19 protein-coding genes and 1 pseudogene are annotated in these 19,856 nt (G+C 66.2%); 7 read left to right on the top strand and 13 right to left on the bottom strand.

Translation table 11 applies throughout. From position 1 onward, the window contains the following. Positions 1-20 precede the first annotated feature (20 nt). Complete coding sequence (locus AC5592_RS26375; RefSeq protein ID WP_063065771.1) at positions 21-1,712, top strand: bifunctional 3-(3-hydroxy-phenyl)propionate/3-hydroxycinnamic acid hydroxylase; 1,692 nt, start codon at positions 21-23, stop codon at positions 1,710-1,712. Then, positions 1,709-2,581, top strand: coding sequence for a fumarylacetoacetate hydrolase family protein (locus tag AC5592_RS26370; protein WP_063065770.1), 873 nt, complete (start codon positions 1,709-1,711; stop codon positions 2,579-2,581). Before AC5592_RS26375 ends, AC5592_RS26370 begins: the two co-directional genes overlap by 4 nt. 83 nt (positions 2,582-2,664) lie before the next feature. Here the strand turns inward: AC5592_RS26370 and AC5592_RS26365 are convergent, their stop codons facing one another. Both AC5592_RS26365 and AC5592_RS26360 read right to left on the bottom strand, forming a co-directional pair. Continuing rightward, positions 2,665-4,128 (bottom strand): aldehyde dehydrogenase family protein, encoded by a 1,464-nt coding sequence (locus AC5592_RS26365; protein ID WP_063065769.1) that lies wholly within the window; start codon positions 4,126-4,128, stop codon positions 2,665-2,667. A 353-nt stretch (positions 4,129-4,481) separates the two neighbouring features. Continuing rightward, entirely contained in the window at positions 4,482-5,258 is a 777-nt protein-coding gene (locus AC5592_RS26360; RefSeq protein WP_198163937.1) for an IclR family transcriptional regulator, read from the bottom strand. A 690-nt stretch (positions 5,259-5,948) separates the two neighbouring features. Here AC5592_RS26360 and AC5592_RS26355 point away from each other — a divergent pair. Then, positions 5,949-6,911, top strand: a complete 963-nt coding sequence (locus tag AC5592_RS26355; protein WP_198163936.1) for an alpha/beta hydrolase — start codon at positions 5,949-5,951, stop codon at positions 6,909-6,911. Here the strand turns inward: AC5592_RS26355 and AC5592_RS26350 are convergent, their stop codons facing one another. Then, positions 6,912-7,079 carry a hypothetical protein gene (locus AC5592_RS26350; RefSeq protein WP_157122228.1) on the bottom strand — a complete coding sequence of 56 codons (168 nt, stop codon included), beginning with the start codon at positions 7,077-7,079 and terminating at the stop codon, positions 6,912-6,914. It lies immediately after the preceding gene. Positions 7,080-7,197: 118 nt separating this feature from the next. Next, positions 7,198-7,590: a hypothetical protein gene (locus AC5592_RS26345; protein WP_063065767.1), complete on the bottom strand. Its 393-nt coding sequence runs from the start codon at positions 7,588-7,590 to the stop codon at positions 7,198-7,200. Positions 7,591-7,601: 11 nt separating this feature from the next. On the opposite strand from AC5592_RS26345, the pseudogene AC5592_RS26340 reads away from it, so the two are divergent. Together AC5592_RS26340 and AC5592_RS26335 are read left to right on the top strand one after the other, a co-directional pair. Further along, positions 7,602-7,706, top strand: a pseudogene (locus tag AC5592_RS26340) (helix-turn-helix domain-containing protein); the annotation flags it as partial. 102 nt (positions 7,707-7,808) lie between these two features. After that, on the top strand, positions 7,809-8,195 hold the full coding sequence (locus AC5592_RS26335; protein ID WP_063065766.1) for a hypothetical protein: 387 nt from the start codon (positions 7,809-7,811) through the stop codon (positions 8,193-8,195). Positions 8,196-8,736: 541 nt separating this feature from the next. Here AC5592_RS26335 and pcaC read toward each other — a convergent pair. From pcaC to AC5592_RS26310, 5 genes are all read right to left on the bottom strand, one after another. Then, entirely contained in the window at positions 8,737-9,120 is a 384-nt protein-coding gene (pcaC, locus tag AC5592_RS26330; protein ID WP_063065830.1) for a 4-carboxymuconolactone decarboxylase, read from the bottom strand. A gap of 70 nt (positions 9,121-9,190) precedes the next feature. Continuing rightward, positions 9,191-11,374 (bottom strand): 3-oxoadipate enol-lactonase, encoded by a 2,184-nt coding sequence (pcaD, locus tag AC5592_RS26325; RefSeq protein ID WP_084507192.1) that lies wholly within the window; start codon positions 11,372-11,374, stop codon positions 9,191-9,193. Beyond that, a complete protein-coding gene (gene pcaG / locus AC5592_RS26320) occupies positions 11,367-11,921 on the bottom strand; it encodes a protocatechuate 3,4-dioxygenase subunit alpha (RefSeq protein WP_063065765.1) in 555 nt (184 codons plus the stop codon). The genes pcaD and pcaG overlap by 8 nt, the downstream gene beginning before the upstream one ends. Next, on the bottom strand, positions 11,914-12,621 hold the full coding sequence (pcaH, locus tag AC5592_RS26315) for a protocatechuate 3,4-dioxygenase subunit beta (protein ID WP_198163947.1): 708 nt from the start codon (positions 12,619-12,621) through the stop codon (positions 11,914-11,916). The genes pcaG and pcaH overlap by 8 nt, the downstream gene beginning before the upstream one ends. Positions 12,622-12,629: 8 nt before the next feature. Next, positions 12,630-13,808, bottom strand: coding sequence for a 4-hydroxybenzoate 3-monooxygenase (locus AC5592_RS26310; protein WP_063065763.1), 1,179 nt, complete (start codon positions 13,806-13,808; stop codon positions 12,630-12,632). 155 nt (positions 13,809-13,963) lie between these two features. Between AC5592_RS26310 and AC5592_RS26305 the strand changes: the two genes are divergently transcribed. Beyond that, a complete protein-coding gene (locus AC5592_RS26305) occupies positions 13,964-14,725 on the top strand; it encodes an IclR family transcriptional regulator (protein WP_063065762.1) in 762 nt (253 codons plus the stop codon). Positions 14,726-14,957: 232 nt separating this feature from the next. Further along, positions 14,958-15,161, top strand: coding sequence for an ATP-binding protein (locus AC5592_RS26300; RefSeq protein WP_063065761.1), 204 nt, complete (start codon positions 14,958-14,960; stop codon positions 15,159-15,161). A gap of 124 nt (positions 15,162-15,285) precedes the next feature. On the opposite strand, the gene AC5592_RS26295 is transcribed toward AC5592_RS26300, so the two are convergent. The 4 genes from AC5592_RS26295 to AC5592_RS26280 all read right to left on the bottom strand — a co-directional run bounded on the left by AC5592_RS26295 (position 15,286) and on the right by AC5592_RS26280 (position 19,789). Then, on the bottom strand, positions 15,286-15,558 hold the full coding sequence (locus AC5592_RS26295; RefSeq protein ID WP_063065760.1) for a DoxX family membrane protein: 273 nt from the start codon (positions 15,556-15,558) through the stop codon (positions 15,286-15,288). 190 nt (positions 15,559-15,748) lie between these two features. After that, positions 15,749-16,972, bottom strand: coding sequence for a 2-oxo acid dehydrogenase subunit E2 (locus AC5592_RS26290; protein WP_063065829.1), 1,224 nt, complete (start codon positions 16,970-16,972; stop codon positions 15,749-15,751). Between the two features lie 301 nt (positions 16,973-17,273). After that, positions 17,274-19,601, bottom strand: a complete 2,328-nt coding sequence (locus tag AC5592_RS26285) for a thiamine pyrophosphate-binding protein (RefSeq protein WP_063065759.1) — start codon at positions 19,599-19,601, stop codon at positions 17,274-17,276. Further along, positions 19,598-19,789 carry a hypothetical protein gene (locus AC5592_RS26280; RefSeq protein WP_157122225.1) on the bottom strand — a complete coding sequence of 64 codons (192 nt, stop codon included), beginning with the start codon at positions 19,787-19,789 and terminating at the stop codon, positions 19,598-19,600. The genes AC5592_RS26285 and AC5592_RS26280 overlap by 4 nt, the downstream gene beginning before the upstream one ends. Between the last annotated feature and the right edge of the window lie 67 nt (positions 19,790-19,856).

Genomic DNA, 19,856 nt, shown 5'->3' with positions numbered 1-19,856 from the left:
GTGCCATCGGAGGCCATTTCATGAGCAACGCATCCGGCCCCCCGGCCAGCATGCTCCCCCAGGTGCTGATCGTGGGGGCCGGCCCGACCGGTCTCACCGCGGCCAACCTACTCGGCGCGTACGGAGTGCGCGTCCTGCTCATCGAGCGCAACCCCGGAACCAGCGACGCCGCCAAAGCCATCAGCATCGACGACGAGTCGTTGCGCACGCTGCAGATCGCCGGGCTCGACGGCCCGCTGTCCGAGATCATCGTCCCCGGCACCGGGACCAAGTACTTCGGCGCTGACGGACGCCCGCTCGTCCATGCCCGGGGCCCTGGTGATCTGCGCCACGGCCACCCCTTCAAGAATCCTTTCGCCCAACCTGACCTCGAGCGCCTGCTGCGCACCGCGCTGGACCGCTACCCCCACGTGCAGACCAGGTTCAGTACTTCGCTGACCGGACTGTCACAGGACGCCGACGGAGTGCGCGCCATCATCACGCCCGCAGGGGGCAGTGACGAACAGGTCAGCGTCGCGTACTTGTTCGGCTGCGACGGCGGGCGCAGCACGGTGCGCGAACTGCTCGCTGTCCAGATGGACGGACGCAGCTTCCCGGAGGACGTCTGGCTGGTCGTCGACACTCTCGGCGACCCGCACGATGAACGCTATGGCATGCACCTGGGCGACCCGGCCCGGCCCACCGTGATCGTCCCCGGCCGCGATGGCAGATGCCGTTACGAATTCCGGCTGAGACCGGGGGAGTGCGCGGCAGGCGCGCCGCCGGGCTTCGACCTCGTCCAGCGGCTGCTTTCGCCGCACCGGGAGGTCGACTCCGGCCAGGTGGAGCGTGCGGTGGTGTACACCTTTCACGCATTACTCGCCGAGCGGCTATGTGAGGGGCGGTGCTTCCTGCTCGGCGACGCCGCGCACATGATGCCTCCGTTCGCTGGGCAGGGCCTCAACTCCGGCCTGCGCGACGCCGTCAACCTCTGCTGGAAGATCGCTCACGCATTGGACGGGCGAGCGGGCGAGGCACTGCTCGGCACCTACGAGTGTGAGCGCCGCCCACACGCCCGAGCCTCGATCGAGCTCTCGGTGCGGCTCGGCAGGATCGTCATGACCACCGACGTTCGCCGCGCCCGGCTGCGCGACCTGCTCGTCCGGGCGGCTATGCGCACCAAGTCGGGTCGCCGCTACCTCACCGAGATGCGCTACCGCCCTTCTGCTCGGGTGAGCTCGGGCGCCGTCATCCGTTTTGACGGCCGCGCCCATCTGCTGGTTGGTACTCCACTGCCGCAGCCGCGGGTCCTGCACGGGCCGCACACCAAGATGACCCGGCTGGATGATGTCCTCGGCCCGGGCTGGAGCCTGCTCGGGGTCGGGGTGACCGACGCCGACTGGCACCGCGCCGACCGCGCCGGGCTGCCCGAAGGCATCCGGGTCGAGGTGGTGCTCGGTGACCGCGTTCCGCGTCCCGGCTCTGGCCGTACCGCTGTCGCCGACTACGACGGCCGCCTCGATGCCCTCTTCGGCGAGCTGGCCGGGAGCTTCGTGCTGGTCCGTCCCGATCGCCTGGTGGCGGCCGTCTTCGCCCCTGCCGAGGCCGAACGCGTCGGTGGCCGGCTCGGGCGCTTCGTCGTCCCCGTACCCACCCCAGCGTCCGGCGGGGCGGCTGACACGCCGTTCACCGACTATCTTCCTGCCCTCGACAGCAAAGGAATCCGCCCATGAGGCTCAGTACTATTCGCACCGCAAACAACGGCACCGCAGCTGCCCGCCAGCAGGGTAGCGAATTCGTTGTGCTGCCCTATGCCGACGTTCGCGCCTTGCTGGCCTCCGGCGAGGACTGGGCGGAACGGGCCAGGGCAGTTGACGGGACACGGATTCCGCTGGCGGCCGCATCCCTCGCCCCCTTGGTCCCGCATCCTAACAAGATTATTTGCCTTGGTCTCAACTATGCGAGCCACATCAAGGAGATGGGCCGCCCTACGCCGCAATACCCGACGCTGTTCGCGAAGTACGATGGGTCGCTCATCGGCGCCCACGACGACATCCACATGCCGACGGTCAGTGACGATGTCGACTGGGAGGCCGAACTCGGCGTTGTGATCGGCCGCCCAGCCCGCAACGTACCCGAATCCGATGCGCTGGCTCACGTCGCCGGTTACACGGTCATCAACGACGTCACCGTCCGCGACTGGCAGCACCGCACCCGGGAGTTCCTCTCCGGCAAGACCTTCGAGGCCACCACCCCCGTTGGTCCCGTCCTGGTCACCCCGGACGAACTCCCGCGCGGTGCCGCGGGGCTGAACATCGAATGCAGTGTCGACGGGTCCACCATGCAGAAGTCCAACACGACCGACCTGCTCTTCGGCGTGGCACGCATCATCGCCTACATCAGCACCATCATCACGCTGCTGCCGGGCGACCTGATCGCCACCGGGACCCCCGGGGGTGTCGGAGCGGGCCGCGACCCCAAGGTCTTCCTGCGGCCGGGGCAGCAACTCGTCACCGTCGTCGAGGGTATCGGCGAGCTACGCAATGGCGTGGTCAAGGATCCTGCCGTTACGACGCAGACCATCGGTGGGTCGCCGGTGTAGGTGGGTGCTCGGCGAAGTCGTGCATCCGCAGGGCATCAAGACGGTGCTCAGCCCGCCCGTGCCGCCCCGAAGGGCGGCTACGTTCAGAACGGATAGCCGGGGATCTCGCTCCTGACAGTGACCCACTGCTGCTCGGTGAACGCTTCGAGGTTGGCGGAGGCACCGCCATGGCGGCAGCCGTTGCCCGAGGCGCCGACTCCGCCGAACGGCGCGGTCGCTTCGTCGTTCACGGTCTGGTCGTTGATGTGCACCAGCCCGCTCGGGATACGGTCGGCCAGCTCCAACCCCTTGGCCACATCGCGGGTCAGGATGCCGAGGGAGAGTCCGTACTCGGTGTTCGATGCCAGCCGGGCGGCCTCGTCGAGATCGTGGAACGCCACTACAGGCGCGACCGGGCCGAAGATCTCTTCCGCGTAGGCGCGGGCAGTGAGCGGCACGTCGGCTAGGACTGTGGGCCGGTAGAACAGTCCCTCGTGGGTACCACCTGCAGCAAGTCGCGCCCCGGCGGCCAGGCTCTCGGAGACGACGGCATGGGTGGCCTGCAGCTGACGCTGGTCGATCATGGGGCCCATGGCGACCTCGCCTGTCATCGGATCGCCCACGGCCGCCGCGTCGGCACGCTCGGCGAGGCGGGTGGTGTACTCCTCGGCGATCGAGGCGTGCACGAGATGGCGGCTGGCGGCCATGCAGATCTGCCCGGAGTGGTGGAAGGAGCCGAAGGCGCCGGCGGACACGGCCTTGTCCAGATCGGAGTCGTCCAGGACGATCAATGCCGAGTTGCCGCCCAGCTCCAGGTGTACTCGCTTCAGCCGTTGCGCGGCTGCCGTTGCGATCGCCTTCCCCGCCCGGGTCGACCCGGTGAAGGCGATGACGGGGACACGCGGGTCGTCCACCAGCGTCGCACCGACGTCGGCGCCACCGGACAGGATGTGCAGGAGGTTATCGGGAAGCCCTGCCTCCTCGAAGACACGGGCGATGGTCACTCCGCCGCAGATCGCGGTGCGCGGATCGGGTTTGAGGACCACGGCGTTACCGAGGGCCAGTGCTGGGGCGACCGCCCGCATGGCGAGCGTCATCGGTGCATTGAAGGGGGAAATGACACCCACAACGCCCACCGGGCGCCGGCGCGAGAACGAGAGGCGGTCCTCGATCGACCGGAGTACTTCGCCGTAGGGAGCCGCGGCGAGCGCTGCGGCCTCGTGGCATTCTTCCGCCGCACCGATAGAGGTCTGGACGCCCGCGAATGACCGAAGGGCGCCCGACTCGCGCACGATCCATTCCGCTATTTCCGCGTGATGCTTCTCGAACAATGCGGCGGCGCGCCGCAGGATCTGGGCTCGCTCAACGTAGTGGAGCGACGCCCATCCACGCTGGGCCTGTGCTGCATGCGCGACGGCCCGGTTCACATCGGCGGCCGTGGCCGCGCCGACGCAGCCCAGCGTCTTACCGGTCGCCGGCTCGGTGGAGTCGTGCGGCTCACCTGCGCCCCTGACCCATCCGCCCGAGAAGATCCGCCCTTCCCAGTCGGCTCCGTCCAGAAGAGTCATGAAGTTCCGTTCTATGTGTGGTTCGACTTGGAGGACTCAGGGTGGTTGGGCGCTTACGAGTTTGACTGGTGTGTCATTGCGCAGCGTGCATCTCCGTGCGGCTCGGCGCCGATACCGCCCCGAAGCCGCCCGAGACAGTGGCCATGATGACACGCAACACACTGTCCTGATATTCGGACTTGAGCCGTATATTACAGGACTTAAATCAGAGTCGACGTGACTTCGTCGACACCGATGTGATCGCAGGAGGGAAGAACGTGAGCCGATCCGCGACATGGTCGGAGCTGACCGTGAAGGAGGGGGACCGGCGGTCGGGCCGCCCGGGCTTCGAAGCCGGCGTCTCCGGGCGCCGATCAGTCCGCGACGGAGCTCAACCTGTCGCCTATTTCCTGTGCCGTCTCGAGGAGCTTTCGGGCGATCTCCGTCTCGGCTTCGGAGAACACCCGCGACGATAGGGCGGTGAAGCTCACTGCGGCGACCACCTGTTGTCGGTCGTTGCGGATGGGTGCGGCGATACCTATGACGTCGGGATCGAGTTCGCCACGGGTGACCGAGTATCCGGAGCGCCGGATGTGGGCGAGCCGCCTTATGAGCGTGTCGACGTCGGTGAGGGTAGCGGGAGTGAAGCGTTGGAGGTCTGCGGTTTCCAGCAGCTGTCGAGCCTCGTCTTCGGGGATCCAGGCGAGCAGGACGAGCGCGGACGCGCCCGCATTGAGCGGGAGTGTGCTGCCTCGCTCATAGGTGATACGCACGGCACCCGACGCGGATTCCGCCCGGTCGACGCATACGACGAGCCCTTCGGTGCGCCGGGTCAGCAGAATGGTCCCGCCGAGGTCGTCGGCGAGGGCGGTCATCGCCGGCAGCGCGACTTCCGACAGGCCGTAGCTGCGCCGTGCCAGCCTGGCGATCTCCAGGACGCGCAGCCCGAGACGGAAGCCGCCACCTGGCGCCTCTTCCAGGAACCGGCTGTTCACTAGGCTTTGCAGGTAGCGGTACGCCGTGGAGCGGGCCACGCCGAGCCGCTCGGCCACGGCGTTGCCGGAGACGACGAGCTGGGCATCGGTGAACATGAGAAGGATGTCCAACGCCCGGTCGGCCGTGGAATTGCGCTCACGGTAAGTGGGGGACACTGATCCTGACATGCGCACACTCTAATCGGTCGGAGAGCCGCCGCGCGTCCACGGGCGCGGACTCATGACGGCACAATGGTGCGGACTCTGGCGACCACCGGGCTGAATCGTTGAAGGCAGGGCAGGCATGGAGTCGGACTCCGTTACGTTTGTCGCGCGGTCGGATGAGGCGTTCAAAGAAGAGGTCAGCCCGGTCCCGCGTGTTTCGCGCCGCCTGGCTTACGCAGACCCAAAAGCGCGACGCTTGCTCGCCACGCTGACCTTGCGGAGGTTACGGGCATCGGTGCTTGACGCGGGCGAACCCCTGCACTTCTCTCTGTCCTATATTACAGTATAGGAATTCAGAATGTCAGGACTTGAAGGAGAGCTCGCTGATAGCGAGGTTGATCCCAGATGGCGTGAGAACTCCGTCGCAGTCGATCGAGAAGGGGACCTGAACCCGACCTCCAGTGCCTCGCGGCCGATATTCAGCCGCGCCGCGCAGTCGCCAATTGCTGGACTGAATTACGACTTTCCTTGGAAGGGAATCGAAATGCATGTGGGAATAGCCACTGGCGCTCAGCGCCCGGATGGCGAGTACGTCGAGCGAGCGACCTGGCCCCTGGCCGGCAGCGCCGACGGGGATGTAGTGGGTGCTTCGGCGGTCACCACCGGTGCGAGGCCGCGATGACAACTTTCGGATCGAATAGTGTGAGCGGCTTTGATGAGACATGGTTCCGGCCGGAAGCGATCGCGCCCGAAACAGTCGAGTTCAACCAGCAGTTTCGCGAACTGGTGAAGGGCCGCGCTGGTCTTGGCGCAGGCGGCGGCCTTCCGGTGCCTCCTATCATGCCTTCGGAGCGCGCGTACACGATCCGGATAACAGGACAGGGCGGCCACAACCTGGCTTTGCGGGTCATCGCTCCGGACCACCCCACGGGCGTCTACCTGCACTTCCACGGCGGTGGGTTCGTTCACGGCAGAGAAGGGCAATCGGATCCGGTGCTGGAACGGATCGCGCAAAACGCGAATCTCGCCTGCATCGGTGTGGACTACAGGCTCGCGCCGATGCACCCGCACCCGGCGGCATGGGACGATGCCGAATCCGCAGCGATGTGGCTGATCGAGAATGCCGAGTCGCTGTTCGGAACCGATGCGCTCGCGATCGGCGGCGAGTCGGCGGGCGCGAACCTCGCGGCCGCCGTTCTGGTCCGGCTGCGCGAGCGGTGTGGATCCACCGGGTTCCAGGCGGCAAACCTCGTCTTCGGGACTTTCGACCTCTCGATGACCCCGAGTCAGACGCTGATCGGCGCCGACGCGATACCGGTTCCGACGGAGGTCATACGAACCTGCACTGATGCGGTTGCACCTCGAATCGAACAGCGCCAGGACCCGGATCTGTCGCCCCTATATGCGAATCTGCGGGATCTCCCGTCCGCGTTGTTCACGGTGGGCACCCTGGATCCGTTCCTCGACGACTCGTTGTTCATGCATATCCGCTGGGTCGCGGCTGGCAGCCCGGCTGCGTTGGCTGTCTATCCCGGCGGCGTGCATGGCTTCACCGCATACCCCTTCCCCCTCGCGGATCAGGCAAACGATCGCATCGACGCCTTTCTCCAACGGGTTGGGCGGGGGCCGGCCGAGCCCCCGATGACGATTGTGAAGTCCCACTAATCACAGCTCTTCGGACGATCCCGGTCTCGACGGATTCGAAATAGATTGCGCTGCAGCCAAACTCGATGCCAAAACAGTGCGGCGCAGCCAGAGCGCTGCCGGCAGCGCCTGGCTGCATGAAACGGCACCGCACCCTTGGACGTCTCCTTCGGCCAGCAGCAGCGACACCGGCTCTCCCGTGTCGGCGACCGCGTGCATTCGAGGGTCAGCCCCAAGGCCGGATGCTGTTTCGCGGTACTCGTCGTGCAGGTCTCCTCGGTGGCTTTGGTCGTGATTTCCGCCGGGCTCACGGACCGGCGAACCACGGATTACCCACCTGTTGACAGTCGAGGCGGAAGGGGCTGGTTGTCCATGATTCGCCGTTGATGGGCTCGTCGTCGGGTTCAGGCGTGGTGTGCGCTTGCTTGCAGGCCGCGGATGATGCCGACGCCGATGCCGAGTTGGGCAGCGAAATCGCCGGTGTCCCAGTAGGGCCGAATTCGGTCGATGCGGCCCCGGTCGTCGAAGTGGTAGAGACCATCTCCAGGCGGTATGGACGCCCGCCGGGTTCCAGGGACGCGGCGGCTCCCTCCGGAATCATCACAGTTCCTCCTTCGGTGAATTCCGTTGCGGCGGTGTCGTATTCGACAACGATGCGATGCACGTCCTGCGTGACGTCCGGGATGGCGGTGTCGAGCATCCGACTGCGCGCTGCGGCTGTTCGAGGAAAGGGGCTATGACGCGGTCACCGTCGAGGAGAGAGCCGACGCGGCCGACGTTGCGCCGTGCACCTTCTACCGCTACTTTCCCGCCCAGGAAGACATAATCCTCGATAACCCCGACGGGCGCGCGGCAACCACGGCGGCCCTTTCGCAACGTCGTTGCGGGGAAACCGACTCCGAATTCGTCGCCAGAGCCATGCTCGCCGGTCTCACCGCGGGCGACCCCGAACGCACCGCGCGCTCGCACTGCCTGATCCAATCGGAGCCCTCCCTGCAGGCACGCATGTTCCGGCTGATGTGGGGCGGCGATCAAGAGCAGTTCGTCAACGCCCTCCTGGAGAAAACCGAACGCACCCGCGACGCCGAACTCCGCATGCGGGTCATCGCCCACGCCGTCACCGACACCCTCCGGGTCGCGGTGACCTGGTGGTTACAAGGAAACCAAACTGGCACCCTCCTGCAGGCATGCCAGAAGCCCTGTCCTATTTCTCCGAAGCCGCCGGTCGATAACACGCCTTTCGGCACGAGCGTGTGTCGGGTTGTCCTGCGCCAGAGAGAGCTACGCCGGGCGGCGAGTACGTAGTTCGGATGCGGGTCCCGGTTGGTGCAGGGCTGGTCCATGCATCAACCTCGAACGTGCGCTGGGCGGGTCACGTGAGATCGCCGACCGCATCCGCAGCTTGTCTGATCGCACGGCGATGCTCTTCGAAGACCAGATCCGGGAACTGCTAGTGCTGTTCGATCCGCGGATCCGCGGATGCGAGGCGGCGGGGGCGGGGGCGCTCCGTGGGAGCCCACCTCGAAACGGACCGCAACCTGTTCACGAGTCAGAATCCAGCGTCGTCGGGCCCGTTGGCTGAACACGTCCAGGCGCTCACATAGACGCCGCCCGCACGTGCATGTCGAAGATACAACCCACTTTCCGTGGCACCGTCGACCCGAGTGTACCCACAGCGGCGGAGCCGGAGCTGGTCGAATCACTGCCGACAGCTGTTGCGATTGGTGCGCGGGCTTCCAGACAATCGCACTCGGATCCGGTAGAGTCGGACAGGATTTCATCGGCCGAGGGAACTGCCCGCCGGGCTGGCGAGCGTGTGTGCACGTAGACCACACGGCGACAAGAGCTATTCGGTGCTCGGATCGATTGTGGTGAGTACTTGCTGACCGATCGAGAAGGCGGCATTGGCGGCTGGGACACCGGCGTAGGCGCCTGTGTGCAGGAGTACTTCGGCGATTTCGTCGGCGGTCAGCCCGTTTCGGACCGCGGCGCGCACGTGCATCGCGATCTCTTCGTGTCGTCCCAGGGCGGTGAGAACGGCGAGGGTTATGCAGCTGCGGGTACGGCGGTCCAGGCCGGGGCGAGTCCAGATCGATCCCCAGACTGCCTCGGTGATGTAGTCCTGGAACGGGCGGGTGAACTCTGTCGTGCGATCGCCGGCGCGGTCGACGTGGTCGTCGCCGAGCACCTCGCGGCGTACCTGCATTCCTCGTTCGAAACGATCATCCATGACATTTCCTTTCTGCCGATTCGGTGAGGTGTCGCCGTAGAACCACATCGCCCGTCCGCGATCGGGCTTGTCAGGTGTCGGCTCGCACATGCCGCACGATCGCATCGAGGAACCGCTCGGACTGTTCGACGGTGCCCAGATGTGCTGCGCTGTCGATGATCTCGAAGCGCGCGTCCGGTATCCCGGCCGTGATCGCCCTGCCGTGGTCGGCGGCGAGGGCGACGTCGTCGGCGCCGGAGATCACGAGTGTCGGTGCGGTGATCGCCGACAGGTCGGGTCTGAGGTCGAGCTCGGCCAGCAGTTCACAGCAGGCGGCATACCCCTCGGCTGGGGTGCCCGCGGTGAGCCGTCGCATCGTGTCCGCGAGGTCCGGGTGCGCGCTGCGCCATTCGGGGGTGAACCAGCGAGTGATGCTCTGGTCGGCGATGCGCTGCATCCCTTCGGCGCGGGCCTGGGCTGCTCGATCGAGCCACATCCGCCGGCTGCCCGGGTGCGCGGAGCTGCAACACACCACCAGACGGTGGATACGCTCGGGTGCGTGACGGGCCAGCCACAGCCCCAGCATGCCGCCGAGAGAGATGCCCACCGTATGGACCCGTTCGGCGCCGAGGCGGTCCAGTAGCGCCAGCGCGTCGGCGCCCACGTCGTCGATCGTGTACGGTCCAGCTGGTACGGGCGAGTCGCCGTGGCCCCGGAGATCGTGCCGGATGACGCGAAAACCCATGTCGCTCAGCGGCTGAACGTACGAGTCCCAGATGGTGAGGTCGCTGCCGATGGAGTTGCTCAGCAAGATCGGCATGCCGTCTGCCGGGCCGTCGATTCGGTGATGCACGTCGACGAGACGGACCCGGTCGGTCGGACGCGCAGGTGGATGGACGCGGGCGGACCGGTCCGCGATATGTGTGCCGGTGTCGGCGACCCTTGCATTCGCGTGCGCGGTGAGGGCACGGTCGATGAACCGGCGCGTGCTGCCGAGATATCCGGACGGCTCGAGTAGACCGTGTAGGCGCTCGGCTGTCAGATGTTTCTTCAACACAGGATGGTTCAGCAGAAGCGCCTCGAAACCTTCTTCAGCCCAGGCGTGTCGAGCGCATTGTGTAACGGCATCGTGGGCGGCCAGCCGCCCGATTTCGGGTGTGAGCTCCATGGTGATGCGTTCGGCAAGAATCAACCCCCCTGTCGCAGAGAGGTTTTCGCGCATGCGGACCGGATGGACGCGAAGACGACCGAGGCTTGTATGAAGCCAGAACACGGCCGAACCGGTGCTGCGCAGCAGTTCGTTGAACGGCCGCCATTCGGCGTGCCAGGCACCGGCCGCGCGCTGGTACTCGTGTGCCGATGCCGTGAGCAGTGTGGCGACGAGCCCAGGTGCCTGTGCGGCGGCGGCGATGGCCGAGACCGCCGCGATCGGATTTCGCTTGTGGGGCAGCGTGGACGAACCGCCGACACCCTCGGCGGCCTCCTCGACTTCGGCGACCTCGGTTTGGGCGAGCAGGGTGATATCGCGCGCGATCTTGGCGACGACGCCGCTGAGGGTGCCCGATGCCGCGGCGATCGCGGTGATGCGGGTGCGATCGGTATGCCACGGTAGGACCGGCTCGGCAAGGCCGACGCGGCGTGCGAAGGCGGCGAGTACGGCCGTGCCGGAATCGCCGAGGGAGGCGAGAGAGCCTGCTGCTCCGCCTAATTGGGCCGTGAAGAGCGGAATCGTTGCTTCCGTCTGAGAGATGGCGGAGTCGAGCGCGGTCAGCCATACCGAGACGGTGAGCCCGAAGGTGATCGGCAGTGCTTGCTGCATGAGTGAGCGACCCACTTGCGGCGTGCACGCGTGCTGCGACGCCAGCGACGCCAGCTGATCTGTGATCGAGGCCGATTGGGTGAGCACTTCTCCGGTTGCGCGCCGGGCGACCAGCATGGCAGCGGTGTCGAGGATGTCCTGACTTGTCGCGCCCCGATGCACGTCACGCGCCGCGGCCGGGTCGACGGCTGCGACGCGGGCGGTGAGTGCCCGGACCAGCAGGCCGACCGGGTTGCCGATTCCGGTTGCGGCACTACCGATCTCGCCGAGGTCGAAATACTCCGCACGGCACACACCCGCGATGGCCGCGGCATGGGCGGGCGGGATCGTCCCGACGTCGGCGTGGGCCCGGGCGAGTGCCGCTTCGGTGTCGAGCATGGCTTGTAGCCAGGCGGCATCGGAGGTGGCGGCCGTGACCGGGCCGGCGGCCAGGACCGGATCGAACAACTCAGACATCGAAGAACACCGTTTCTTCCTCGCCTTGGAGTCGGATGTCGAATCGATAGCCGTCGCGCGACGGGGTCGCGATCAGCGCCGCACGTCGCTGCGCGGGAACGGATCGCAGCACCGGATCGGAGTCGTGTGCGATGGTGTGGTCCGGGAAATAGATTCGGGTGACGACCCGGTTCAGCATCCCCCGTGCGAACACCGACACATCGATGTGCGGAGCCTGTGGCCCGGTGTGGTGGGGCACGGGGCCCGGCGTGACCGTGTAGATGGCGTATTCGCCGAGGCGGGTGTCGCTGCGTGCGAGGCCGTGCCAGCCGCCGGCCCTTCCGCGCGGATCGTCGGAATGGTCGAATCGGCCGTCGGGATCGGCCTGCCAGGTTTCGACCATCGCATCCGGGATGGGTTCGCCGGCACCATCGAGGACCTGTCCGCGGATCCAGAATGCGCCGGGCGTTCCGGCGGGTACGACTCGCCGTCCGGTTTCACCCCAGTCCAGTCCGATGTGCAGATAAGGTCCTACCGTTTGTGACGGGGTGGTGGGCAGGTCAGTCATCGTGGGGCTCCTCGAACGGGGTGGCGTCGCGGCCGCGGACCACGATGTCGAATTCGAACGCCAGTGCCCAGTTCGGGCGGGTGCGCTCCAGACTGAAGCGCGATACCAGCCTCCGCCGGGCGGCGTCGGGCACCGAGTTGTAGATCGGGTCCTGACCGAACAGCGGGTCGTCGGGAAAATACATCTGGGTGACCAGTCGCTGGGTGAAGGCGCGGCCGAACACCGAGAAATGGATGTGCGCGGGCCGCCACGCGTTGTGGTGGTTGCCCCACGGGTAGGCACCGGGTTTGACGGTGACGAACTCGTAGCCGCCGCGGCTGTCGGTCAGGGTCCGGCCTACGCCGACGAAGTGGGGGTCCAGGGGGGCGGGCCAGCGGTCGCCGATATGCCGATAGCGTCCACCCGCATTGGCCTGCCAGATCTCGATCAAAGCGTCCGGTATCGGGCGTCCCGTGCTGTCGAGCAGCCGCCCGAATACCACGATCCGCTGGCCGAGCGGTTCGCCGCGGTGACCGAAGGTGAGGTCGTGATCGCCCGGCCGAACGCGGTCGGAGCCGAGTATCGGGCCGGTGATCTCTGTGAGGGTGTGCGGCAGCAAGACGAGGGGTTGTTTCGGGTGACGCAGTGCGGTCGAGCGGTAGTCGGGGTAGTTCAGCGGCGGATGCGTCCGCGGCGGGTCCGGCCGATAACCAGTCAGGATGAGCTCACTCACAACTCCGCTCCTTCCATCGGGATGCCGGCATAATTTTCAGCGAGTTCGGTTGCTGCCCAACGTGATCCGACAGTGCGCTGCAACTGCGCCAGTTGCAGCCGGGCATCGAAATCGTCGCCGTGGCGATGCAGCATGCTGGTCATCCACCAGGAGAAGTGCGTGCATCGCCACACCCGCTGCGGCGCGGTCTGCGCATAGGAATCGGCCAGGCGGGGATCGCCGTCACACAACCAACTGCGAATGGCTCGCGACAGCAACGCGACATCGGCCACCGCGAGATTCAAGCCCTTGGCGCCGGTCGGCGGCACGATATGGGCGGCATCGCCGGCCAGGAACAGCCGCCCGTAGCGCATCGGCGAGCTGACGAAGCTTCGCATCGGCAGCACGCTCTTCTCGGTGATCGGGCCGGTGTTCAACGTCCACCCCGAATGCCCGAGCCGGTTGGCCAGACCGTCCCAAATCCGATCATCGCTCCACTCGGCGATGTTCTCGTCGGGAGAGACCTGCAAATAGAAGCGGCTCACCGACTGCGAACGCATACTGTGCAGCGCGAAACCTTCCGGATGCCAGGCGTAGATGAGCTCATCGGTGGACGGAGCGACATCGGCGAGCACACCCAGCCATGCGAAAGGATATGCGCGTTCGAGGGCTTCGCGTCCGACCGCGGGTATCGCTCGCCTGCTGGCGCCGTGATAGCCATCGCAGCCGACGATGATCTCGGCGCTGATCCGCTGCTGCCGCCCCGATCCGTCGACGAAGGTGACACTGGGCTCGTCGGTGTCGAGACCGTGCAGGGCGACATCGGTGACGTCGTAGAACGCGATCTGTCCGGCCCTTTCGCGGGCGTCCATGAGATCTTTGGTGACTTCGGTCTGCCCGTAGACCCATACCGAGCGGCCTGCGAGTTCGGTGAAATCGAGGTGGTGGCGCTCGCCGGGCCACTGCAGGTAGATTCCGCGATGCTCGGTACCTTCGCGCGCCAGTCGTTCTCCGACACCGGCGCGGTGCAGCAGGTCGACAGTTGCCGATTCGAGGATCCCGGCGCGGATACGGGATTGCACATGCTCGGCGCTCTGTCGCTCGATCAGCACGGAATCGATGCCGGCCAGTCCGAGCAGCTGCGCGAGCAACAACCCGGATGGACCCGCACCGATGATCGCTACTCGGGTTCGCATCTGCGGGGACTCCTCAATCATCGTCGGCGGACTCGAGAGCCGGGCCTCGCCGGTGAGTTCAGCATCGTGATCGAGTGGTCCGCACCACTACGCAACTTCCATTCAATGGATGGGTGGGCGGATCTGTCGTTGCGCGTACTTGGCAGACTGGTGGCATGGCCAGGTCGACCAGCGGTGAGTCGGTGCTCACGCGCATCGTGCGGATAGTCGAGTCGTTCGACGCCGATACTCCCGCGATCACGCTGACCGAACTGGCTCGCCGCGCCGACCTGCCGCAGGCCACGACCTCCCGCCTGGTCAAGGAGTTGATCTCCTACGGCTGGCTGCGGCGCGACGACGCCAACCGAATCCGCATCGGAGTCCGATTGTGGGAGTTGGCTTCTCGTGCTTCTCCCACGCTCGGGTTGCGGGAAGCGGCGATGCCGTTCATGCAGGACCTGCACGCCGTGGTCGGCCAGCATGTCCAACTTGCCGTCCTGCAACACCGCGAAGTCCTCTACGTCGAACGGTTGTCCGCACCGGGCGCGGTCCGCAACCTCAGCCGCTTCGCAGGCAGACTGCCCTTGCACGCGACCGCCCCCGGTCTCGTGCTGCTCGCGCACGCACCGGCGGAATGCCAGGACGAAATCTTGACCAGTCCGCTGACGGCGTTCACGCCTGATACCCCGGTTGACCCGAAAGCCTTGCGCGCCTTGCTCGGTGAGATCCGCCGCACCGGCGTCGCGTACTGTCCCGGGTTCCTGGATGAGACCACGACATCGATCGCCGCCGCCGTGCGCACCGCCGGGGGCCGGGTTCCCGCCGCGCTGTCGGTGCTCCTGCCGAACGAGAACGCTGCGGGGTCGGCGGTCCCGGCTTTGCTGGCCGCCGCCCACGGAGTCTCCCGTGTCTTGGGGGCAGCCCCGCGACCGCGATAAGGGCGGTTAACCTGTCCGTCTGTCGCGGCGAGCGACTGTGCCTGCAGCGCCGATCGCAGCCATGGAGGTGCGCGGTCGGAGGGTGCCACCAAAACTCTTCTACAAAGGTACGAGGTCCCATGCGCACGGCAGGATCCGGACTCCGGCGGCCGCAGCGATCCGGTCGGGGATGCGTCGCCGCAGAAGCGACGCCTATCGCCACGCCCCTCCACCGCGCCGGTGCCGCAGCCGCATGAGCGTGCAAACCTCCGGCCGGTTCCATATCGAGGTCGACGACGGCTCTCCCACACCTCCTCGCGCTCGCCGCCCCGATGGCGGCGGTGGCCACGGGCTGCTGCTGATCAATAACCTCAGTACCCGCTGGGGCGTCGGCTACCGCGACGACGGCAAAACCGTCTGGGCCGAACTCGACCCGACCTCAGCTTCCAGCAGCTAACCAAACGTCTCCGTTTAATGTCTGGTCGCGCGCATCGGTGCTCGGCGGCGATCAGCGCCGCGGGGCGCGTCTGACGCAACGCTATGAGCGAGCTGGTCGGAGGCGCGACACTCCGAACGAAGGTTCAGGCGTCGTCGCCGGCGACTGCAAAGAGCAAGCTTCCGAGCATCGCCATTTTTTTGTGGTGCTGAACCTGCTGCAGCTTTCGTGCTGCCGGGTCTTCGATCGCCCAGAAGTTGTGCCCGGCGATGGTCGTCGGCACCAAAGACGCGGCCGAGAGGCGCGGCGCTACGCCGATCGTCAGCAATGCTCCGCCGACTGCCTGGACCGCCCCATTGGCCTTGACAATTTGCTCGGCGCTGCCCGGCAGGGGAAGGAATTTGCGGATGGCCGACAAGGGTGCCCGCTGCCATGGGGACGCGCGCGCCAGGGGGTACGTGCGGCGTCGAAGCCCGGTATGACGTAGGTGGAACCCGGTCAGAACGCGACTGAGGATCAGGAGAGCTTCATTTTCCTTCTTTCGACATTGCGGGGCTTCCCAGTTGCCCGCCCGCGGTGACGAGCTGGGGCGGGCACCCGCGTACTGGTCAGGACAGCTCTTCGGCCGTGAAGCCTGTTTCGAGCCGGCGTCGGACCGTCGCGAGGAACCGCGCGGCATCGGCGCCGTCGATGATCCGGTGGTCGTAGGAGATCGACAGATAGGCCATGGATCGGGCGCCAAAAGTCATGGCACCACTTGGGTCACGCTGCGGCACAACGCGCTCCACGACAGATCCGATGCCCAGAATGGCCGACTGCGGCTGGTTGATGATCGGGGTGTCGAACAACGCCCCACGGCTTCCGGTATTGGTGATGGTGAAGGTGCCGCCGGACAAGGCATCCGGGCTGATCTTTCCTGAGCGGACGAGATCAGCGTTCTCGGCGATCGTGCGCGCGAGTGCGGAAACTGTGAGCTTCTGGGCGTTCCGGATGACCGGCACCATGAGCCCGTTCGGACTGTCGACAGCCATTCCCAGGTGAACTGCGGCGTGATACGTGACCTCGGTGCAATCGGCGTTCACCGACGCGTTGATCACCGGATGGTCGGCCAGGGCTTCCACCGCGGCTTTGGTGAAGAACGGAAGAAACGACAGCTTCGCCTCCGTCCGCCGGTGGAATTCGTCCTTCTGGCTTGCCCGCAGGTTGGCGATCCTCGTGACGTCCGCCTCGACCACGGTGGTCAGTTGCGCCGAGGTCTGCAGAGATTCGAGCATGCGCCGCGCGATCGTCTGCCGGATGCGGGGCAATCGCTCGACGCGGTCCTGTGCACCGATGTCCGACGCAGTCATTGGGCCGGCGGATTTCGCTGATGGCGCGGGTTGCGAGTCAGCGTCCGATGCTTCGTGTGGCTCCCGTTGTGTGTCGGCGCCGAGGTTGATCGTGCCGGGCGTGGGATCCGGGGCCGACGGTGCGCTCTGTTCACCCACCTCGATGTTCGCGTCCACAACTTCGCCGTGTGAGGTGGGCGGTTGCTCCGGCGCGGCGACCTGGTTCGCGGCCGATGAGGCCTCGGTGTGTGCTCGGCCGATGATCGCCAGATTGCCGCCCACTGCGACTACTTCATCTTCTGCCGCCAGAATCTCGATGAGGGTCCCGGCGACCGGAGCGAGGATTTCGGTATCCACCTTGTCGGTGGCGACCTCGAGTAGCGGCTCGTCGACCTCGACCCGATCGCCGGGGCTTTTCAGCCATCGGGTCACCGTTGCCTCGCTGATGTTGTCTCCGAGAGACTGCAGCGTCACGGGGTCCCCGACGGCTTGGTCCGTAGTCATCATTGTTCGCTTTCTTGATCAGTCGGTGAGCCCGCAGGCGGTGGCACGGACGTGGCGCGAGCCCCGGCTAGGTTCCTATCACTGATAGAGTCGAATCTTGTTGTCGCACAGTGTCTCCAGTCGGCGCCGCAAGCGTGGATCGACCCGCACGATGCCATCGCGGAGTAAGGCGTGAACGCGTCGTAGAACACCGCCGGCACGATGCCGAATTCGGGGAGGATGTATTCGTCACCCCCGCCGAAGGGTTCCCACTTCACGACGAACTTGATCAGGTCGTCGGCAGTCATACGCACGAGCCCGGTCAGTCGAGGAGGTCCAGCGCCGCCCGGACGACGCTGTCGGTGTCGATGCCGTGGTATCGGTAGACGTCCCCGAGCGATCCGGCCTGGCCGAATTTCGTGACACCCAGCGATGCGCTGGGCACGTGGTTGATTCCCGCGAGGAACGACAGCGTGTGCGGGTGGCCGTCGGCCACGGTCACCATCGGCACGGTCCGGTCGGCGGGAAAGACTTGGTCCAGAATCCACGAGGGCGCGTCGCCGAGTCCCTTACGGGCCTGCAGCGCCTCGAACAGTCGGCCCGGGCTGGTCACGCAGACTACTTCCGCCTCGATGCCGAGCTGGGCCAAACGCTCTGCGGCAGCGAGGGTTTCGGTGATCATCGCTCCCATTCCGACGAGCGTGACCGCTGGGTTGCTCGCGCGGCGCAGGACATAGCCGCCGGCGATGACCTGCCGGCGCCGACGCTCGCGCGCCGCGGGATCGCTCGGGACCGCGGCCAGTGCCTGATTGACCGGACGGGTCGACAACCGCAGATACGAGGAACTGCCGTCAGGTCGCCCGAGTCGGGAAATCGCGTCCAGTAGAGTCCATTCGACCTCGATCGCGAAGGCCGGTTCGAATCCGACACATCCCGGTTGTTCCAGGCCGATCGAGGGCGTTTTGATCGATTGGTGTGCCCCGCCTTCGGCGGCCAGGCTGACCCCGGAGGGGGTGCCGACCAGTATCGATTGCCCGCCCGCGTAGATGCCGTAGGACCACGGCTCCAGGGCTCGCTCGACGAACGGGTCGTACATGACGCCGATCGGGAACAGTGGCTGTCCCCAACGGCTCCAGGTCGCACCGAGTTCACCCATCAAACCGACCAGGTTGGTCTCGGCGATGCCCAATTCCATGTGCTGGCCGGTCGGTCGTTCTCGCCAGTGCATGATGGTTTCGGCGTCATCGGCGAACCAGTCGTGGCGCTCGTTGGGAGACCACACGCCGACCTTGTTCAGCCAACCGGCCAGGTTGGTGCTGGAGGTGACGTCGGGGCTGACGGTGATGACGCGCTTGGCCGCCTGCGGTGCTTCCCGGTTGAGGTCCAGCAGTGCTCGCCCGAGCGCGGCCTGGGTGCTCGAGGTGCCCGACGGTGTCCGGCCGATATCGGTGGGAACCGTCGGCGGAGTCAGATAGTCGATCTTGTCCCGGTGCAGTCGCGCCGCCGCGGCCTGGCAGAGTCGCCCCGCATCGCTGGATGCGTCGAATCCGGTCCACGGGTGCGTCGCGCTCATGCCGAGATCGTGTGCCAGGGCGTCGAATTGCTCGACCGTCAGCAGCGACGAATGGTTCTGAGGATGTCCCTGCGTTGGCAGGCCGTACCCCTTGATGGTGTAGGCGATGATCACGGTGGGCCGGGTGTCATCGATCTGGGCGTACGCGGCGCGTAGTGCGTCCAGGTCGTGACCGCCCAGGTTTCGGATGGCGCGGACCAGGGTGCCGTCGTCCAGCGCGGCGATCAGGTCCGTGATCGCCGCTGACTGCGGCCCGTCGCCGGGCAGTCGGGTACGCACCTCGTCGGCGTTGCAGCGCAGCAACCGCTGATACTCGGCATTTGGCATCTCCAGGATGCGACTTCGCAGCGCGTCGCCGCCCGGGCGTTGGAACAGTTCTTCCAGCAATTTGCCGAAGACAACGGTGATGACCTGCCAGCCGGCGGCGTCGAACATCTTGGCGAGGCGTCCGGCGGCGATATTGGGCACGACTCGGTCCAGAGACTGCCGGTTCAAATCGACGATCCAGACGACCTCACCGAGTTCGGCCACCGACGTATCCAGGATCGCCTCCCAGACCGCGCCTTCGTCCAGTTCCGCGTCACCGACCAGCGAGTACTGACGACCGGAGCCGGTGGGGCCGATCGCGGCATCGACGTAACGCCGGGCCACCGCGCCCCAAATCGGCGCAGTGGCGCCGATCCCCACCGATCCGGTGGAATAGTCGACCGGATCCGGATCCTTCGAGCGGCTCGGATAGGACTGCAGGCCACCGAATTCGCGCAGCGTCGTCAAGTACTTCTCGTCGAGTTCGCCCAGGAGATAGTTGATGGCGTGCAGCACCGGCGAGGCATGCGGTTTGACCGACACACGATCGCCGGGCTGCAACTGCTCGAACCACAGCAATGTCATGATCGACACCATCGACGCGCACGAGGCCTGGTGACCGCCGACCTTGAGACCGGAGGGATTGGGACGAACGCGGTTGGCGTGATGAATGATCGCGGTCGACAACCACAGAACTCGACGCTGGACCTCGTCGAGCGGGTCGAGACGCTGCTCCGGAATGGCCGGCGGTGCGGGAATGGTTGCGGTCATGACGACTTCCTGAAATCGGTGGGTTGTGGCGCGATACGGCGCGGGTGCTGGCCCGGCCTCACGCGCATATCTTCCGAATGGACCAGGTCCATCTCGGGGATGGCTGTGGTGAAACCCGTGGTGGCCGGGTGAGTGGCGATCGGATTGCGATCCACCGCGACAACTGCCAGTTTGTGCAGAACCGTCAATGAAGTGCACCATGGACGCAATATTTGAGCAAGCATGGCTGTGTACATTGGACAAAGTGCACGCGCA

Source organism: Nocardia violaceofusca NBRC 14427 (assembly GCF_963869435.1).
Taxonomy (GTDB): Bacteria; Actinomycetota; Actinomycetes; order Mycobacteriales; family Mycobacteriaceae; genus Nocardia; species Nocardia aobensis.
The sequence above is the reverse complement of the archived record's forward strand: the minus strand, read 5'-3'. Positions and strand labels throughout refer to the sequence as shown.

Coding starts and splice junctions, on each gene's coding strand:
- AC5592_RS26375 (WP_063065771.1), top strand. CDS start 21: ATGAGCAACGCATCCGGCCCCCCGGCCAGCATGCTCCCCCAGGTGCTG.
- pcaG (WP_063065765.1), bottom strand. CDS start 11,921: ATGACTGACCTGCCCACCACCCCGTCACAAACGGTAGGACCTTATCTG.
- AC5592_RS26300 (WP_063065761.1), top strand. CDS start 14,958: ATGAGCGTGCAAACCTCCGGCCGGTTCCATATCGAGGTCGACGACGGC.
- AC5592_RS26345 (WP_063065767.1), bottom strand. CDS start 7,590: ATGCTCGACACCGCCATCCCGGACGTCACGCAGGACGTGCATCGCATC.
- AC5592_RS26365 (WP_063065769.1), bottom strand. CDS start 4,128: ATGACTCTTCTGGACGGAGCCGACTGGGAAGGGCGGATCTTCTCGGGC.
- AC5592_RS26285 (WP_063065759.1), bottom strand. CDS start 19,601: ATGACCGCAACCATTCCCGCACCGCCGGCCATTCCGGAGCAGCGTCTC.
- AC5592_RS26305 (WP_063065762.1), top strand. CDS start 13,964: ATGGCCAGGTCGACCAGCGGTGAGTCGGTGCTCACGCGCATCGTGCGG.
- pcaC (WP_063065830.1), bottom strand. CDS start 9,120: ATGGATGATCGTTTCGAACGAGGAATGCAGGTACGCCGCGAGGTGCTC.
- pcaD (WP_084507192.1), bottom strand. CDS start 11,374: ATGTCTGAGTTGTTCGATCCGGTCCTGGCCGCCGGCCCGGTCACGGCC.
- AC5592_RS26370 (WP_063065770.1), top strand. CDS start 1,709: ATGAGGCTCAGTACTATTCGCACCGCAAACAACGGCACCGCAGCTGCC.
- AC5592_RS26310 (WP_063065763.1), bottom strand. CDS start 13,808: ATGCGAACCCGAGTAGCGATCATCGGTGCGGGTCCATCCGGGTTGTTG.
- AC5592_RS26290 (WP_063065829.1), bottom strand. CDS start 16,972: ATGACTACGGACCAAGCCGTCGGGGACCCCGTGACGCTGCAGTCTCTC.
- AC5592_RS26335 (WP_063065766.1), top strand. CDS start 7,809: ATGCTCGCCGGTCTCACCGCGGGCGACCCCGAACGCACCGCGCGCTCG.